This is a genomic window from Candidatus Schekmanbacteria bacterium (genome assembly GCA_016219965.1).
Lineage (GTDB): Bacteria > Schekmanbacteria > GWA2-38-11 > GWA2-38-11 > J061 > JACRJM01.
Window position 1 is genome coordinate 299,347 of sequence record JACRJM010000015.1, and the last position, 16,619, is coordinate 315,965.

General features: G+C 40.8%; 14 protein-coding genes and 1 tRNA gene. 10 read left to right on the forward strand and 5 right to left on the reverse strand.

All coding sequences use genetic code 11. The features are described from left to right. The first annotated feature begins 21 nt into the window (after window positions 1-21). The 3 genes from HZA77_14660 to HZA77_14670 all read left to right on the forward strand — a co-directional run bounded on the left by HZA77_14660 (window position 22) and on the right by HZA77_14670 (window position 2,820). Window positions 22-1,251 carry a hypothetical protein gene (locus tag HZA77_14660; GenBank protein MBI5376673.1) on the forward strand — a complete coding sequence of 410 codons (1,230 nt, stop codon included), beginning with the start codon at window positions 22-24 and terminating at the stop codon, window positions 1,249-1,251. Further along, the gene (gene hpt, locus HZA77_14665; GenBank protein MBI5376674.1) at window positions 1,241-1,789 is read left to right on the forward strand and encodes a hypoxanthine phosphoribosyltransferase; all 549 of its coding nucleotides are present in this window, start codon (window positions 1,241-1,243) and stop codon (window positions 1,787-1,789) included. Before HZA77_14660 ends, hpt begins: the two co-directional genes overlap by 11 nt. Before the next feature lie 119 nt (window positions 1,790-1,908). Then, window positions 1,909-2,820, forward strand: a complete 912-nt coding sequence (locus HZA77_14670; GenBank protein MBI5376675.1) for a flavodoxin family protein — start codon at window positions 1,909-1,911, stop codon at window positions 2,818-2,820. Window positions 2,821-2,840: 20 nt separating this feature from the next. Here HZA77_14670 and HZA77_14675 read toward each other — a convergent pair whose 3' ends face one another. Beyond that, complete coding sequence (locus HZA77_14675; GenBank protein MBI5376676.1) at window positions 2,841-4,541, reverse strand: PAS domain S-box protein; 1,701 nt, start codon at window positions 4,539-4,541, stop codon at window positions 2,841-2,843. Window positions 4,542-4,692: 151 nt separating this feature from the next. On the opposite strand from HZA77_14675, the gene HZA77_14680 reads away from it, so the two are divergent. Next, the gene (locus tag HZA77_14680; protein MBI5376677.1) at window positions 4,693-5,496 is read left to right on the forward strand and encodes an SDR family NAD(P)-dependent oxidoreductase; all 804 of its coding nucleotides are present in this window, start codon (window positions 4,693-4,695) and stop codon (window positions 5,494-5,496) included. Window positions 5,497-5,557: 61 nt separating this feature from the next. On the opposite strand, the gene HZA77_14685 is transcribed toward HZA77_14680, so the two are convergent. Further along, window positions 5,558-5,630 (reverse strand) — tRNA-Glu (locus tag HZA77_14685). A gap of 159 nt (window positions 5,631-5,789) precedes the next feature. On the opposite strand from HZA77_14685, the gene HZA77_14690 reads away from it, so the two are divergent. Beyond that, on the forward strand, window positions 5,790-6,791 hold the full coding sequence (locus tag HZA77_14690; protein MBI5376678.1) for a hypothetical protein: 1,002 nt from the start codon (window positions 5,790-5,792) through the stop codon (window positions 6,789-6,791). A 6-nt stretch (window positions 6,792-6,797) separates the two neighbouring features. On the opposite strand, the gene HZA77_14695 is transcribed toward HZA77_14690, so the two are convergent. Further along, window positions 6,798-7,742 carry an RluA family pseudouridine synthase gene (locus HZA77_14695; protein MBI5376679.1) on the reverse strand — a complete coding sequence of 315 codons (945 nt, stop codon included), beginning with the start codon at window positions 7,740-7,742 and terminating at the stop codon, window positions 6,798-6,800. A 60-nt stretch (window positions 7,743-7,802) separates the two neighbouring features. Here HZA77_14695 and HZA77_14700 point away from each other — a divergent pair, with 60 nt between their 5' ends. Continuing rightward, window positions 7,803-8,774, forward strand: a complete 972-nt coding sequence (locus HZA77_14700) for an alcohol dehydrogenase catalytic domain-containing protein (GenBank protein MBI5376680.1) — start codon at window positions 7,803-7,805, stop codon at window positions 8,772-8,774. A gap of 21 nt (window positions 8,775-8,795) precedes the next feature. Here HZA77_14700 and HZA77_14705 read toward each other — a convergent pair whose 3' ends face one another. Continuing rightward, on the reverse strand, window positions 8,796-9,755 hold the full coding sequence (locus HZA77_14705; protein ID MBI5376681.1) for an RluA family pseudouridine synthase: 960 nt from the start codon (window positions 9,753-9,755) through the stop codon (window positions 8,796-8,798). Between the two features lie 386 nt (window positions 9,756-10,141). On the opposite strand from HZA77_14705, the gene HZA77_14710 reads away from it, so the two are divergent. Both HZA77_14710 and HZA77_14715 read left to right on the forward strand, forming a co-directional pair. Beyond that, entirely contained in the window at window positions 10,142-11,413 is a 1,272-nt protein-coding gene (locus HZA77_14710) for a hypothetical protein (protein ID MBI5376682.1), read from the forward strand. Window positions 11,414-11,450: 37 nt separating this feature from the next. Next, a complete protein-coding gene (locus HZA77_14715) occupies window positions 11,451-13,235 on the forward strand; it encodes a DUF1566 domain-containing protein (protein ID MBI5376683.1) in 1,785 nt (594 codons plus the stop codon). Between the two features lie 59 nt (window positions 13,236-13,294). Here the strand turns inward: HZA77_14715 and HZA77_14720 are convergent, their stop codons facing one another. Then, a complete protein-coding gene (locus HZA77_14720; GenBank protein ID MBI5376684.1) occupies window positions 13,295-14,158 on the reverse strand; it encodes an EamA family transporter in 864 nt (287 codons plus the stop codon). 66 nt (window positions 14,159-14,224) lie between these two features. Between HZA77_14720 and HZA77_14725 the strand changes: the two genes are divergently transcribed. Next, window positions 14,225-15,313 (forward strand): DUF763 domain-containing protein, encoded by a 1,089-nt coding sequence (locus HZA77_14725; protein ID MBI5376685.1) that lies wholly within the window; start codon window positions 14,225-14,227, stop codon window positions 15,311-15,313. 16 nt (window positions 15,314-15,329) lie between these two features. Continuing rightward, the gene (eno, locus tag HZA77_14730; protein ID MBI5376686.1) at window positions 15,330-16,619 is read left to right on the forward strand and encodes a phosphopyruvate hydratase; all 1,290 of its coding nucleotides are present in this window, start codon (window positions 15,330-15,332) and stop codon (window positions 16,617-16,619) included.

The window sequence follows — 16,619 nt, forward strand, 5'->3', positions numbered from 1 at the left end:
TCTTGTTGTATAGTAAATCAAATGATGATGAAAAGTAAAAAAGCAATGTCCATAGTGGAAGGAGGGAGCTATCTCATTGCATCAAGGATTTTTTCTGTTGTGACCGGTGTAGTTCTTGTGGTCGCCTTTACAAACCTTGCTGATAAAGAATTGTTTGGAAGCTTTCGGTATTTTATAACTATCCTTGGAGTGCTCAGCCCTTTTTCACTTCCCGAGATAAACACAGCAATAATAAGGACTGTCGCCGCAGGGAAGGGGAAGGCATATATAAATGGTACGCGCACCAGACTTAAGGCAGGAGTTGTAACCGCCCTGATTGCAGCAGTGACGGGGGGAGTATTTTATAAATTAAGATGGAACGCAGATATCGGGATTGCGCTTATTTTTGCATCTCCTTTTTTGCCGCTTTATTTTGCTTTAGATTCAGCCTTTTCATATCTTAACGGCAGGTCGCTTTTCAGGTCTCTTGCTTTCTTTCGTGCTGCATTTGCCTTAGTAACTTTTTCATTTGCTTTTGCGGGGATATATTTTTTCTCAGCCAATATAGAAGTAGTCTGTGTTTTTTATGTTGCCTCTGCCTCGGTGTTTTACTTTTTCTGCACTCTTTATGTAAGAAGGCTTAGCCGCAGCTATGTTCAGGGAGAAGATGACGGAGGAGTAGTGAGACTTGGAACTCATCTTTCTGTAAGGTCTGCCATAGCGAGCGTGGAAGAGAAATTGGATACATTATTCATAGGGTCATTTTTTTCAATGACCCAGCTTGCAGTGTTTTCCGTTGGAAGGTTGTTTAATGATCAGATGGGAGAGTTTTCAAGGATAATACAAACCCTTTTGCTCCCGGGCTTTTCCAGAGAGAAAGAAGCAAGAAGAACGTCTACGGTTAAACTCATTATTGTTGCCACTTCGCTTTTTGCTGTGATGGCGCTCATTATAATAATCGTTATTCCATGGATAGTCCCATTACTTTTTACATCTGCCTATTCGGAGAGTATTCGTTATGCAAAGTTTTTTTGCATCCTTCAGGTCATTGGCGTCAGCGGTGGGATAATCGAAGCTGAGTTTGTTTCACAGGAGAGAATAAAGGAGCTATATCTTGTAAAGATTGCCGTGCCCATTGCATACTTTGCAGTATTTCTCATTCTTGTCCCTTACTTTGGCATGGATGGCATAATATATGCCCTCTTTATAAGGATGATTTCCTTTTCAGGGCTTTCACTTTATCTTCGTTCGGCGAGGGCACATGCAGAGTGACATTGAGAAAATAATAATTACAGAAGAAGAGATTAAGGAAAGGCTAAAAGAACTGGTATCTGAAGTTATGGAATACTATGTTGACAAGCCCCTTGTAATAATCGCCATACTTAAAGGGAGCGTTATATTCCTTGCTGATTTTATACGGCTTATGCCTATAAAGATGTCATTCGATTTCATCACTCTTTCTAGTTATGGCAATTCATCGGTTTCCACGGGCAAAGTTAAGCTTGATAAGGACATCAGGATTGACATAAAGAATAAGTATGTGCTTCTCATTGATGACATCTATGATTCCGGGCTAACATTTGACTTTGCCAAAGAATATCTTGCCCGTATGAAACCAGCAGAAATAAGAACATGCGCTTTTATCGTTAAAAGAAAGAAACGTCAATGCGATGTCAGCATAGACTATTCAGGGTTCGAGATAGAAGACAGATATGTTGTAGGATACGGACTTGATTATATGGATCTATACCGGAATCTTCCTTATGTGGCAGTGATAGACCCCAGGATTATTTCAGATAATTCTCCATAGGGCTTATTGTTAATTGTAAATATTTCGCAAAGTTTCTACAAAGTTTGCTTACAATATTTGTTAAACTTTTAAAATAAATAAAGACAAACTAACTTTTAAAAGCGTGGAGGAATTTAGATATGGCAGAGTTACCGCTTTCGTCTAAAGCAGAAGAACTGCTACAAAAGATGCTTCTTGCCTGGCCGGCAATCATAAGGGGAAGGTGGCGCGAAAAGCTTATGATCATTGCAAATCTCCATGCAGCAGCCAATGGGGAAAAGGAAATAAGCGCTGATACCCTGCTTAATATTCTCAATGTCTGGCCCTTTTCAGAACATAGCTGGGTAATTAAAGGCACGCTTCTTCATTTAGGTCTGATAACCAGAGAAGAAATGTTTAGAGGCAGGGAAGCTGTTCTAAAACCTACTATAAGGTTTTGGAGCACTGATGAAAGTAGCAAAATCAAGATAGCCCCTTCCGGAAAGACAAAGGTTGCTGCCATACTTGGAAGCCCTCGTAAGGGAGGGAATACGGATATTATTATCGACGAACTGCTTAAAGGCGCTGAATCAGCAGGTGCAGAGGTTGAGAAGGTACATCTTAACAAGCTTAATATACGCTACTGCACAGGATGCGATAAGTGCAGAGACAATAACTTTAAGGGCTTTTGCTCTCTTAAGGATGACATGACGCCGGTTTTATATAAGCAGTTTCTTGAATGTGATGTTCTTATAGTCGGCTTCCCGATTTACACAGGGAGGGAATCGGCAGTTCTCGCAAATTATCATGACAGGCTTTACGGGCTGGGGAGTTTCCCGTGGGTGTTCGAGGGGAAAAAGAGAAGGGGGGCTCTTGTGGTGACATGGGGTGCTCCGAATGCAAGAGCCTTTGAGCGGATTATAGATCATCATGTGAGCCTTATGTCATGGTACGGCGTGACTGTGGAAGAAGCAGTATATGGCTCAGGGTGCACAGAGAAGGGGGTAATCGCTCAGGATAAGGAAGGATTACAAAAGACATTTGAGACAGGTAAGAGACTTGTGATGGTCTGAAATTAAGAAAAGATCTGAAACTATTTCTTCTCTTCGGGCTTGGCAGAGTCTGTTGCTTTGCGGATGTCGATCATCTTTATTCCATCGATATAATCAGTGGTTTCGACATCACGGATCCCCTCGACCTTCTTTATTACATCTCGAATGCGGAATGCCATTTTGAGCATATCTTTGAGCCTTCGCAGATTATCTTCAGCGTAATTTTCAGGGTGCTTTAACATTAATTCGCAATAGCCAATTATCCCGCCTAAGGGATTATTTATTTCATGTTTTACTGTTATACCTATCTGCCCCACTGCGGAAAGTCGCTGTGCATCTATAAGGGCCTGTTCAAGCTTTTTCTTCTCAGTGATGTCTCTGAAGATTACAATTCCGCCTTTGTAATCACCATTCTCATCCTTGAAAAGGCTGTTTGTTGAGTCACAGGGGAATATCTCTCCATTTTTTCTTTTCCACATGTTTTCATATGATCTAAGTCTGCCTGTAGTAAAAAGTTCGTTCAGGGAGTCAAGTCTTTTCTGGCGTGCTTCCGGGTCAGGTGAAGACAGAAATGCAGTATGCATCCCTATTAGCTCATTTTTATCGTATCCGATAATATTGCATGCTGCTTCATTTACATCTTTCATAATTCCTTTTTCATCTACAATCAATATTCCGTCAGCTGAGTTTTCTATTAGCTTTTCAAGAACCTGCTTTGTTGCAAGTATATCTGCAGTGTATTTCTCCCTGTTTTCTGCAACAATCCTTTCCCTGTTGATACGAAGTATAAGAATTGAACCTAAAAGAATTGTCGCGGCAATAAAAAACATAAGCACCAATGTCTGCTCAAAGTTCTTCTGATTAGCATTATCAAGCTGGGTTACAGGAGTGTTTATTGCAATAACCCATTTTTTTGAAGCAACGTTAGTGGGCATGGAAACAATATAGTTTTCATTTGAACCTTTAACTTCATATCTATATATGCCGCCATCCCCCATTAATATCTTTTTTAATGGTTCCAGTGTTTCATGACATTCATAGCATCTTTTATCTTTTGTGAATATGTTGTTGAACACCATCTCCGGGTGCCTGATCTGGCTTAAAAGAGTCCCATTTTCGTCCATCATCCATATATATCCCTCTTTCTCTGGTCTTACAGAAGCAAGGAAGTTTTGTGTCAGCCAATCCAAATCAACGTCAGCAGTGACAATACCTTTGAAAATTTGCCCCTTCTCTTCAATGGCAAATACAGGGACAGACACATGTATTTCTTTTTTCCCATTTTCATGGGTAAGTGAATTTGAAATATATTTATCACCGGTTGCAAGGCATTTTTGGAAATATTCTTTAGAACTATAATCTTTGCCGAGAAGGGCGTTATTCTCTTTTGTCTCAGGCAAGATCCTGACTAATATCCCTTTTTCATTGATATAACGTAAAGAGGTTACCCTGTCCTTCATAGAGTTAAAAAAATTGTTCGTCACTCTGTTTATTTTCGCAGTGTCGCCGCTAACAATAGGAGGAGCCATTGAAAGTGTGTGAAGGTCGCCTGAAAGGTCGTTGAAAAAATCTTCAACACGCGCTTTTACCTGACGTGCAATGATTAGCTGCCTCGTCTTAAAATCATTTAGGTGTTCTTTTTTGTTTGTATTGTAAATAGAGTATGCCATGTAAAAGGCGAAGACTTCTAATAAGAGGACGCCAGCTACTATAATGAAAATTTTCTTTGTGTCAGCTCTCATAATCTCAGCAGTCAATATTTAAATTGGTTGTCACTTCTCAAATACATTGATTAAATTTTACTTTACAATAGCACTAATAGTGCAAGAAATATACTGTAATTATTTTATAATAAAATTGAATTCGATTAACGGTTTAAAGGAGAATAATATTATGAAAACAGTTGTTGTGACAGGGAGTACAAAAGGGATTGGATTAGGATTGGCAAAAGAGTTCTTGAAAAGAGAATGTTCGGTCACTTTGAGCGGCAGAAACAAAGAGAAGCTGGAAGATGAGGTAAAGAAATTAAGCAAGGAGTTTGGACAGGACAGAGTTTTAGGGCAGAGCTGTGATGTGACAGATATTAATGAGGTACGCACGCTTTGGAATTCTGCAAAGCAGAAATTCGGGAAGATTGATATCTGGATCAACAATGCAGGCAGAGATACAAATTCAAAGGTTCTATGGGAACTGGATCCGGCAGAAATCGCCCCGACTGTAAACACGAACATAACCGGACTTATTTATGGGACTATGGTGGCATTAAAAGGTATGCTTGAGCAGGGGTCTGGCCAGATATACAGCATGGAGGGTTTTGGCAGCAGCGACATGATGCGTCCGGGTTTGACTGTGTATGGGACAACCAAAAGAGCTGTCCGATATTTTACTGAATCAATGATTGAAGAAACAAATGATAAGCCGGTTCAGATCGGGACTCTTAGCCCTGGCATGGTAATCACGGACTTTCTCCTTAATAATCTGAAAAAGATGCCTGAAGAAAAGCGGGCAGAGGTAAAACTTATCTATAATATGCTTGCTGACAAAGTAGAAACAGTTACAGAGTTCTTAGCCAGCGAAGTCCTTAAAAATGATAAGACCGGTGCAAAGATTGAATGGCTTACAAGTGAAAAAGCAATGGAACGGATGAATTCGGATGAATATATAAACAGGGATTTATTAAGCGAATTTGGAGTCTGACGATGCGCCGCAATCCCCCAGCTAATGTCTGGGGGTGTTTCATTTTGGTGAAATAAAAAAATAGTCCCAACGGGAGTCGAACCCGTGTCTTCGGCGTGAGAGGCCAATATCCTAGACCACTAGACGATGGGACCAAAATGCTCACATGCTATTAATAGAAATTAACCCCTTATGTCAATATAGAAAATAGGTAAAATTTTTTTTGACGTAAAATAAAGAGTGTAGTAGTTGAAAGAAGATCTGTTATTTTCAGCAGATAAATCTTATCAGTTATAGTATACGGAGGGAAAGGTATGAGAAAGTGTATTGTCTTTATCGCAGTTCTGTTTCTTGTGCTTCTTGCAGGCAGAGGCTTTGCGGATGAAAGGGCAGGTATATTGCTTCTCGAGCATGGCGGGGATCAGGAATTTAATGAAGGCGCAGAAGAGCTTCGTGATGCTGTAAGATCTGCAACAGGTGTTCCTGTAGAGCTCGGTTATGTATGCTGTGTCACGTGGGGGAACTCCGGAAGCATGCAGTATGCAGTAAACAAGCTTGCAAAACAGGGGGTGACCAAAGTAGTGGCAATTCCCGCGTTTGTGCATAGCAAGGATAACGGGCTTCTTTCAAGGGCACACAACATACTGGGTATAGGTCCTGTCGGGACTCCTCCTTTTAACAAGGAAATGACAGGAGCGCCTCTCAAGTTTGCCTCGGTCCCTCAAAATATGACATTTGCAGTAACAGATGGCTGGCGCGGAGATGAACTTATTGCAGGTATCCTTTTGGACAGGGGAAAGGATATAAGTAAGAATCCCAAAGAAGAAACATTGTTCGTACTTGACCATGGCGCAACTTATGATTGGGAAATGCCTGAGTATGATAAGACACTTAATGAACTGATAGAAACAGTGAAGTCAAAGTCCCCTTATAAGAGAGTCGCCTACGGGTACTGGAGGGATGATGCTGACAAAGAGATAAAAGTTGTACAGAAAGAGAAGATAAGAAATACCATTGCTGAGGCGTCAAAAGACAGCAAAGTCCTTGTTGTCTGTGCACAGACACAGGACATAAGGTCAATGAAGCCGAATGGAAAATGGATCAAGGAGCTTTCAGGACTAACCTTTGATTTCAACAGCCACGGACTTAACCGCCACCCGAACTTTGCACTCTGGTTTAAGAAAAAGTTCAACGAAGCCATGGCAACAGGTCAGTTCGTAAAATCAGATCCTTCAAAATATAATCAGGTCGCAGAAATCCCTGCACATTCCGGGATGCAAGGAATGGAAGGAGTGCAAGGCGGACATAAGATGTAAATTGCTTTATTTTTTTCTCAGAATCTGCAGTACATCATTCATGTCATCCGGCATCGGTGAGTCGAACTCAAAAGACTTGCCGGTGCGGGGATGAATGAATCTCAGAAAATGTGAATGTAATGCCTGGCGTTTGATCTTTATCCCTAAGCTCTGCTCTGATTCCGCAAATCCTTTTCCATAAACAGAATCCCCGATTACAGGACATTTGATGCTTTTAAGATGCACTCTTATCTGATGGGTCCGTCCGGTTTTAAGTGTAAGCTCAAGAAGAGCGTGACTTTTAAAGCGTTCAATCACTTTGTAAAAGGTTATGGCTTCCCTGCCTCCTTCTTTGACAACTGCCATCTTCTTTCTGTCCGTACGGCTTCGTCCGATCATTTTATCTATCTTTCCTTCATCCTGCGGCGGAGTTCCGTGGATTATGGCAAAATATTTCCGTGTAAGGGATTTATCTTTTAGCTGTTTTGAAAGATTGATGTGCGCCAGATCATTTTTTGCAACGATCATAAGCCCCGATGTATCCTTGTCTAATCTGTGGACGATTCCTGGCCTCAGCTTTCCTCCAATACCGGAAAGATCCTTGCAGTGATGGAGTAGTGCATTTACCAATGTCCCCGTGTAATTGCCTGCGGCGGGATGGACAACCATGCCGGCAGATTTGTCTATTACAAGCAGGTCTTTATCCTCATATTTAATATTGATTGGTATTTCTTCAGGGATTGCAGAAAGCTCGTCCAGCTCGGGAAGCGTTCCTGTTATTATTTCTCCAGCTTTCACCTTATGGCTCATTTTAGATAAAGCCGAGTTTACTTTTATGTCTCCATTTTTTATGAGACGCTGAATAGCAGCGCGGGAGAGCTCCGGAGCTTTTGAATGTATTAAACTGTCAAGGCGTTCTCCGGTATCTTGGTTTAAAACAGTGATTTTGATATTTTTATTCATGTAATTAATATAATTAAGAATGTAATTATAAAGCTACTATAATTTAATAGAACGTGTTATAATAAAAAAATGCGTGGACTATATTTTGACAAGAACCTGAGTTTTAGAAGCGACCTGCCGCTGCCTGTAGCAGAGAAGGGTACGTCCCTTGTAAAGATTATCAAGGCCGGAATCTGCAATACTGACATCGAGATAACAAAGGGATATTTGGGATTCGATGGAGTTCCCGGGCATGAGTTTGTAGGGATTGTAGAGGAGTCTTCAAACAGGAAGTTACAGGGCAAAAGGGTTGTGGGCGAAATAAACATTCCCTGCGGGAAATGCACATACTGCAGAAAAGAACTGGGCAATCACTGTTCTAAAAGGCAGGTCCTTGGAATAGCTAATAAATGGGGATGCTTCGCTGAGTATATTACGCTTCCAGATGAAAACCTTCACCTGATCACGAACATAAGCGATGAAGAGGCTGTTTTCGTCGAGCCTCTTGCAGCATGTCTCGAAGTGCTACGGCAGACAGTAATAAAACCAAATGCAAGAGTCGGGATAATAGGCGACGGCAAACTTGGTTTGTTGATGGCTCAGGTCATGTTGTTGAAGACCAAGAGCGTAATACTTGTAGGCAAACATAAGGTAAAACTCAATGTAGCTTCAAAGCTTGGAATAAGCACGATTGATATAGCTCAGGCTAAACCATTGCAATCTCTGAAAGATAAAAAACTGGATGTATTGATTGACTGTGCGGGAAACACATCAGGCCTTGAAATGGCTATTGAGCTTGTAAAACCTCGTGGAGTAATAGTTTTAAAAAGCACGGTTGCCAGCTCGTACAATATCAACCTTGCACCTCTGGTGGTTAACGAAGTTACGGTTGTTGGTTCAAGGTGCGGCCCCTTCGAAGACGCAATCAAGATACTTGCCGGGAAAAAAGTAAAAATATCTCATCTCATCTCGCAAGTATTCCCGCTTTCTCAGGGTGTAAAGGCCATTGAGGCTGCAAAAGAAAAGAATGTAATAAAGGTACTCATTGATGTAGCAAAGTGATTTGTCTTGCCAAGCCGATATTTATTTTGTTTCTATAAGTCTTGCCATGTAATCTTCAAAATCCTCAGGTACCGGTGCAGTGACCTCTAATGCTGATATTTCATTTCTTTTGGGAATACATATCTTCCATGCATGAAGGAGGTGGCGCGAAGGTGCCAGTGTGTCTGCCTTCTTTTGGCGGTGCGATTGATAAAGACTGTCTCCAGATATGGGATGATTGATTGATGCAAGATGGCATCTTATCTGGTGCATTACAGCGGACTTGATAGTGACTTCAAGAAGCGAATAGCCGTTGAATGATTTTGCGACCTTGTAAGTTGTCTCAGCCTCATAGATTTTTCCTCCCTCTTCATCTTTTGATGAAAGACAGGCTTTCATTTTTCTTTTATCTTTCTCATGGTGTCTGATGGAAGAAGTTATGACTCCATTTTCTTCAGGTTTGCCGAGGACTAGTGCAAGATAGGTCTTTATGATTAACCTGTCTTTCATCATTGCTCTCATCCTTGCAAATGTTTCTTCATTCTTTGCTGCCATCAAAAGCCCTGATGTATTGATGTCGAGACGATGGAGGATTGCAGGCTCAAGGGGCGAATAGCCAAAGCCTGACGCCTCGGGGCATAGGTTAAGTATAAAGTTTACAACCGTGTTATTTTCAAGGGGAGCCAGAGGATGTGAGGGCATTCCGGCAGGCTTGTTTACGATTATGAGATTTTTATCCTCATATACGATATCGATTAAAATGGAAGGATTTGCTGAGGGGAACATGTCAGATGGCTCAGGCATTTCTTTTATCTCAATATTATCTCCCTCACTTAGCATTATGCCTTTCTTGCCGGCTTTTCCGTTTACAAGTATAAACCCTTTGGTAATGGTTTCCTGAACAGTCCTTCGCGAAATATGAGGGAACAGGATGGCTATGAATTTATCAAGACGTTCCCCTGAATCTGTTTTTCCGACAGTGAGTATTTTATTAGTTATCATTATTTGCGTATGTCATTTGTATATATCAGCGGCGGCAGTCTGCATTTCGCTTCAAACTTCAGGCGCCCTTATGCAGACCGCCGCCGCTTTCATAGTAATATATTTTATCTTCCACTGCATAGAAAAACCTATTTGATTTAGTTTTTTTTCTAACTGAAGTTCTGTTTTCGTGATTATAAAACAATAAGAATTATAAAAGTAATCAAAAGTATTAAATATTTTATTGAAATTTAACATTCAAATGTGTATGGTAGTTAAAAATAGATAAAATTAATTAATATGGTGTAATTTTGGCTTTAATATTGCAATCAATCAATCAATCAATCAAATTTTTTATCTAAATGGTTTTCCTTTTTTGCTGAAAAAATTCTTTGGAGATGTCTGATATGCAGAAAAAAATAATTGGGTTTTTTCTATCGGTTGTAACTTTCTTTGTTTGTCTGGTCAGCTATTCAAACTCAGAAGTTCAAGAAATTAAAACCGGCAAATTATCTTCAAAGAATCTAATTGGTTCATACTCTAGCAAAAAAAATAAAATATATCCTCAGGAAATTATTATTAAAAATGATATTGCGTATCTTTCATGTTCAGATCTCGGTTTATTGATTTTAGATATTTCAGATCAGGCAAAACCAAGGCGTTTGGGACTTTTTAAAGTAAAAATAGTTGAAAATAACAATTTAATTACTGACATGTTTGTTGAGAATGAGCTTGTTTATCTGGTTGGCCCGTATATTGGTCTTAAGATTATTGATGTGTCGAATCCAAAAAAAACAACCCATTTGGGTGACTACGATATAGAAGGTGCATATTATGTTTACGTATCAAATGGCCTGGCATATGTAACAAATGGGGATTTAAATATTATAGATGTTTCAATTCCTTCTTCTCCTTTGCTTATTTCAAGTATAAGTACAGGCACTCCTGTAAGCGGGATTTATGTTTCTGGAAATTATGCTTATATGGGGAGTAGCGAGGCCAGTGACGGTCTCCAAATATACGATATTTCTAATCCCTCTTTACCTGTATATGTAGGTCATTCGACGGATGCTGGAGCTGAGCAATTTATATATGCTGATGGATATCTGTATGGAAGGCAATACCAACCAGTTAAGATAGATATAAGTAACCCTGAATCACCGTTTGTAGTATCTCATCTAGCGGGTGAAGATGTCGGTGCTTTTGATATTAATGATAGTAAGCTCTATGAATATACGCAGAGTGATGAAAATCCATTCACTGGTATATTAGCTTTTGATCTGAGATCAGAAGAAATAGTTGAGCAATATAACTATCATAGAGAAAACGTAAGTGACATAAAGGTTGTTAATGGAGTACTTTATTCAGTTGCAGATAATGCATTTGAGATTTTTGATTTAGAAGGCCCACCTATACTTTCTTCTTTAAGCAATAAAAAAACAATGCCAGGAAGTACATTGACTGTTAATGGTAAATATTTTGGAGAAAATGCAGGAACAGTTTTTGTAACTCAGGATGCCAAAACTTATAAGTGCAGTGTGGTTTCGTGGAGTGCTGAAAAGATTGATGTGACATTGCCAAAAAAGCTTGAAGAGGGTGATGCATCCATAGGGGTGAAGAAAGCAACAGATATGAAATCCATGAACTCAAAAACTATTACTATAATAAAAAAGAAGTAACCAGAAATTTAATAGATTCAATATAGAGGTTTATGAAATGCGAATAAAAATATTTGTGTTTGTTCTAATGTTTTTAAGTTTATTTATTTCAACAGCACTAGCTGGAGGTGTGATCAAACTTCCTCAGACAGGACAGACAAAGTGTTATGATAATGATGGAAACGAAATAGCCTGTGTGGGTACTGGACAGGACGGAGATATTCAGGCGGGAGTTGCATGGCCTAATCCTCGGTTTACTGATAATGCAGATGAAACTGTCTCAGACAATCTTACAGGTTTAATTTGGGCAAAGGATGGGAATGTTATAGCAACAAAAGATTCGGACTATGATAGTGATTATAAACCTGGCGATGGTGCTGTATATTGGACGCATGCTTTAAGCTATATAGATAAACTTAATTCTGAAAGTTATCTTGGATACACTGATTGGCGTCTTCCAAATAGTAATGAGCTTCAAAGTCTTATAAATAGCGGTGAAGAAGATACATCAATATGGCTTAATAACCAAGGCTTTGTCAATGTGAAGTCGGCTGGATATTGGTCTTCTTCAACTTATGGAGATGCTAACACATGTGCATGGGATATCTTTATGTGGAGTGCTCACCTGATTGGACGTCAGAAGAATAACGGAGATTATTACGTCTGGCCTGTTCGTTCCGGACAGTGTGGAGAAGTTGATAATTTTGCTATATGTTTGCCTCAGACCGGGCAAACACATAGCTATGTAGAAGGAGACGATGCTGCGATTCTGGCAGGAGTTGCATGGCCTGATCCAAGGTTTACTGACAATGGCGATGAAACAATAACAGATAATCTGACAGGTCTGATTTGGGCAAAAAACGGGAATCCTTTCGGCAATGCAAAAACATGGCAGGATACTCTTGACTATGTTTCATCTCTTAACGCCAGCAACTATCTTGGGTATAATGACTGGTATCTTCCAAATAGAAACGAGCTTGTAAGCCTTCTGAATGTGGACAAGATAGATCAAGCTTGGCACTGGATTAATATTGAAGGTTTCACAAATGTGTGGTCACTGGACTATTGGACATCTACTACATACTCATTCAACAAAAAATTTGCGTGGGGCGTCTCTATGGCGGATGGCAGTGTTCATTACGGCAATAAGGCATATGCCTATTATTATCTTTTGCCGGTACGCTCCGGACAAGCTGTTGTTTCAGGACCGGCTGTTGTTGAGGTAAATCCAAATTCCGGAGAGCAGGGGAATATGCTCGATGTCACTATAAGTGGCGCCCGCTTTACCGATGCCACTGCAGTAAGTTTTGGCTCTGGAATAGAGATAAATAGTTTTTCAGTGATAAGCAGCACAGAGATTACTGCAAGCATCTCAATTGATCCTTTCGCAATAACAGGCACAAGGGATGTGAGTGTTACAACTCCTGATGGTATTAGCGCATTGCCAGCAGGGTTTAGTATTATTACAGTTACAGTGCCGGCAAAATTGCCAGATCTTATTGTCCAATCAATTAACTTTCAAGGTAAAGCGAAAAATGGAAAGAAGATTACCTTGATTGCAGATGTAAAAAATATTGGGAATAAGAGTGCTCCTAATTCTTCTGTACAGTTTTATCTGTCATCTAACAATAGTGATACTGTTGAAGGAGGAGACTCTCCAGTAGGACAACCCAAAAAGACGGGAAATATTAAAGGTAAAAAAGGCGCAACTATTAAACTTACATGGAAAGTCAATGCAACGCCAGGTGCTTATTATATAAAAGCTTTTTGTGATGATGGTCGTGACGTGACAGAGTCTGATGAAAACAACAACATAAAGTCAAAACCAATTACAGTAAAATAATTTGAACTTGGGATTGCCATAATAAATAAAGAACTACCTAGAAGTTTATAGTTTTGTTTTTATTTCGCAAATGCAAGTATTATGATTCCTGCAAGCATTATAATGCTGCCTGTCATTCGTTGGGCAAGACCTTTTTCTCCGAAAAAAACAGCGCCGTAAAGAACGCTGAAGATAAGATTGCTCCTTTTTACTGAAATCATGTAAGCGACTTCCACCATTGATAGCGCAGCAAAGTGAGTAATGATGGATGCAGTATAGACAAATCCTGTTAATGTTAAAATTAATATTCCACTCTTTATCTCATTGAATATGTTGCTTTTGTTAGTTTTAATAAAAGGGATGAGAAGAATGGGTTGGAGCATGAAATATGTGCATCCAAAGAACATGGGGCTTGAATGAGTTATCCCCATCTTACCGAAGTTTGATGTTATGCTATAGAGGAAAGCCACACAAACCATCATCATCACACCTTTATCTTTTGTTATTCTTCGAAATGGTTCAAAGAACCCTGTTTTAAGATGGGATATATTAAGCACATATGCCCCACCGGCTATAAGCATTATTCCTGCAATTCCGGAGAGACCTGTCTTCTCACCGAGCATGAGATATGAAGTCGGGATGAGAAACACAGGTGTAAGCGCAAGAAAGGGAATAGTAAGAGAGAGCGGCGAAATCTGTATCGATCTCATGTATAGAAGAAGTGCCAATATTTCAATAGGAAGTCCTAAGATTACTGAAGTAAAATAATAACCATCCAGCTTGGGTAATCCGGTCGCAATCAGCAGAGGAAGAAGAAAGGGGATACAGAAGATGAGCCTTATCCATGATATGAAATAGATGTTGTTTTTTTCGAGTGCTTTTTTTGACAGCGCATCACTCGTTGCAGTCAGGAAAGCACAGACAAGCGAAAGAACAAACCACATATTTAAGAGTCTCCATAAAAATTTCAGAATATTGCATTTATCATACTTATCTGTTACAAAAAAGACATGAAAACCGGAACAGCCAATTTACCGCTTCACGGAGGGAAAGCTCCAGCCTGGCTTTTTAACAGGATGGTAAAGCTTGCCGGAGCAGTGATTGAAATAATAGCTGAAGACAGCGGGCCGGAAGAGGTGTTACGGAAGATATCTGATCCTTTCTGGTTTCAGGCGCTTGGGTGCATACTGGGTTTTGACTGGCATTCAAGCGGTGTCACTACCACTGTTTGCGGCGCCATGAAGGAATCAATGAAGGGGAAAGAAAGGGCATTAGGATTGTTTATAGCAGGAGGTAAGGGGGGAGCTTCAAGAAAGACTCCTAAAGAGATTGAAAATGCTGCGATGCGCACAGGCTGCGACGGCGGCTCTCTTGTCTATGCAAGCCGGATGTCTGCAAAGGTTGACAGCTCTGCGGTACAGGATGGCTACCAGCTCTATCATCACTGTTTTTTCTTCACTGTAAACGGCAAATGGGCGGTTGTCCAGCAGGGGATGAATGATGACAATGGCTATGCGCGCCGTTACCACTGGTTTTCGGAGAAAGTTGCAGACTTTGTGGAAGAGCCTCACACAGCGATATGCTGTGATGACAGGAGGGAAGCACTTGACATGACTGCAAAGCAGAGCGAAGGTGCAAGGAGCTCTTCATCGCGCCTTTCCTGCGAAGACCCTGCGTTCTGGTTAAAGGAGACTGAAAAGCTTAGAAGCCTTAACCTTCCGGCAAGGCACCAGATTTTAAAGGAAGATATAAGCTCAAGATATTTTTCGCAGATTATGCTTAAAACTTACGAAGCAAGACCGGCAAATTTTGAAAAACTCCTTTCAATGGAAGGAGTGGGACCAAAGACAATACGTTCACTTAGTCTTTTGAGCGAACTTTTATTTGGTGAAAAAGCAAGCTATGATGATCCTGCCCGGTTTAGCTTTGCACATGGCGGCAAGGACAGGATACCATACCCCGTTGACAGGGAGACCTATGACCGCACGACGGAAATATTAAACGGCTGGATAGGACGCGCAAAGGTTGATACTACCGAGAAAGTAAAGGCATCAGAAAGATTGAAGAGATTTTTAAAACCACAATTAAAAATCGTTTAATGTATAAGGAGAGATCATGACTGTTATCGTTGGTGTAAGAGGAAGAGAGATACTTGATTCAAGGGGAAATCCGACTGTGGAGGTTGAAGTTCAGCTTTCCTGCGGGGCCATAGGAAGAGCCGCAGTCCCGTCAGGCGCTTCTACAGGAATATATGAGGCCGTGGAGCTTCGCGATGGAGATGCAAAACGTTATGGGGGAAAAGGAGTGCTGAAGGCGGTTAAGAACGTGAACACCCTTATAGCAGATAAAATTTCCGGAATGGATGCAATTGAACAGGCTGAAGTTGACAAAGCTCTTATAAAATTAGACGGCACTGAAAATAAGAAGAGACTTGGAGCGAATGCAACACTTGGTGTTTCTCTTGCAGTTGCAGCCGCAGCGGCAGACTCAATGTTCATGCCATTATACAGATACCTCGGAGGTGTGCAGGGTAGGACTCTTCCTGTCCCTATGATGAATATATTGAACGGCGGTGTCCACGCAGACAACAATGTTGACCTTCAGGAGTTTATGATAATGCCTGCCGGTGCAAAGTCTTTTGCAGAGGCATTGAGGATGGGAGCAGAGACATTTCACTCCCTTAAATCAGTACTCAAGAAAAAGGGATACTCAACAGCGGTTGGAGATGAAGGGGGATTTGCACCCAATCTTAAATCCAATGATGAGGCTGTCGAGGTGATCCTTGAAGCAATCGGCAAAGCAGGCTACAAGGCAGGAAAAGATATTTACATTGCCCTCGACCCTGCTTCAAGCTCGTTCTATGATGAGAAGGCAAAACGGTATGTTTTTAAGAAGTCTGACGGCTCAAAAAAAACCTCTGACGACATGGTGAAGTTCTACAGCAATTGGGTGAGACAATATCCCATAATCTCAATTGAAGACGGTCTTGCAGAGGATGACTGGAGCGGCTGGGCGGCTCTTACAAAAGAGCTAGGCAGCAAGATCCAGCTTGTAGGCGATGACCTTTTTGTGACGAACACAAAGAGGCTTGAGAAAGGAATAAAATCAGGTGTGGCAAATTCCATCCTTATAAAACTCAACCAGATTGGAACGCTCACTGAGACACTTGATGCGGTTTTCATGGCAAGGAGCGCAGGCTATACGGCTGTTGTCTCGCACAGGTCCGGTGAGACTGAAGACACTACTATCTCAGATCTTGTCGTAGCTGCGAATACAGGACAGATAAAGACAGGCTCAGCATGCAGGACCGACAGGGTGGCGAAATACAACCAGCTTCTGCGCATAGAAGAAGATCTCGGCGCCAATGCACTGTTTGCCGGCAAAGCGCTGATAAACTGCAAGTGA

What these genes read in the sequence shown, in the direction of transcription:
- eno (MBI5376686.1), top strand. Translation starts at nt 15,330, where the DNA reads ATGACTGTTATCGTTGGTGTAAGAGGAAGAGAGATACTTGATTCAAGG.
- HZA77_14720 (MBI5376684.1), bottom strand. Translation starts at nt 14,158, where the DNA reads ATGTGGTTTGTTCTTTCGCTTGTCTGTGCTTTCCTGACTGCAACGAGT.
- HZA77_14700 (MBI5376680.1), top strand. Translation starts at nt 7,803, where the DNA reads ATGCGTGGACTATATTTTGACAAGAACCTGAGTTTTAGAAGCGACCTG.
- HZA77_14710 (MBI5376682.1), top strand. Translation starts at nt 10,142, where the DNA reads ATGCAGAAAAAAATAATTGGGTTTTTTCTATCGGTTGTAACTTTCTTT.
- hpt (MBI5376674.1), top strand. Translation starts at nt 1,241, where the DNA reads ATGCAGAGTGACATTGAGAAAATAATAATTACAGAAGAAGAGATTAAG.
- HZA77_14675 (MBI5376676.1), bottom strand. Translation starts at nt 4,541, where the DNA reads ATGAGAGCTGACACAAAGAAAATTTTCATTATAGTAGCTGGCGTCCTC.
- HZA77_14690 (MBI5376678.1), top strand. Translation starts at nt 5,790, where the DNA reads ATGAGAAAGTGTATTGTCTTTATCGCAGTTCTGTTTCTTGTGCTTCTT.
- HZA77_14725 (MBI5376685.1), top strand. Translation starts at nt 14,225, where the DNA reads ATGAAAACCGGAACAGCCAATTTACCGCTTCACGGAGGGAAAGCTCCA.
- HZA77_14705 (MBI5376681.1), bottom strand. Translation starts at nt 9,755, where the DNA reads ATGATAACTAATAAAATACTCACTGTCGGAAAAACAGATTCAGGGGAA.
- HZA77_14660 (MBI5376673.1), top strand. Translation starts at nt 22, where the DNA reads ATGATGATGAAAAGTAAAAAAGCAATGTCCATAGTGGAAGGAGGGAGC.
- HZA77_14670 (MBI5376675.1), top strand. Translation starts at nt 1,909, where the DNA reads ATGGCAGAGTTACCGCTTTCGTCTAAAGCAGAAGAACTGCTACAAAAG.
- HZA77_14680 (MBI5376677.1), top strand. Translation starts at nt 4,693, where the DNA reads ATGAAAACAGTTGTTGTGACAGGGAGTACAAAAGGGATTGGATTAGGA.
- HZA77_14715 (MBI5376683.1), top strand. Translation starts at nt 11,451, where the DNA reads ATGCGAATAAAAATATTTGTGTTTGTTCTAATGTTTTTAAGTTTATTT.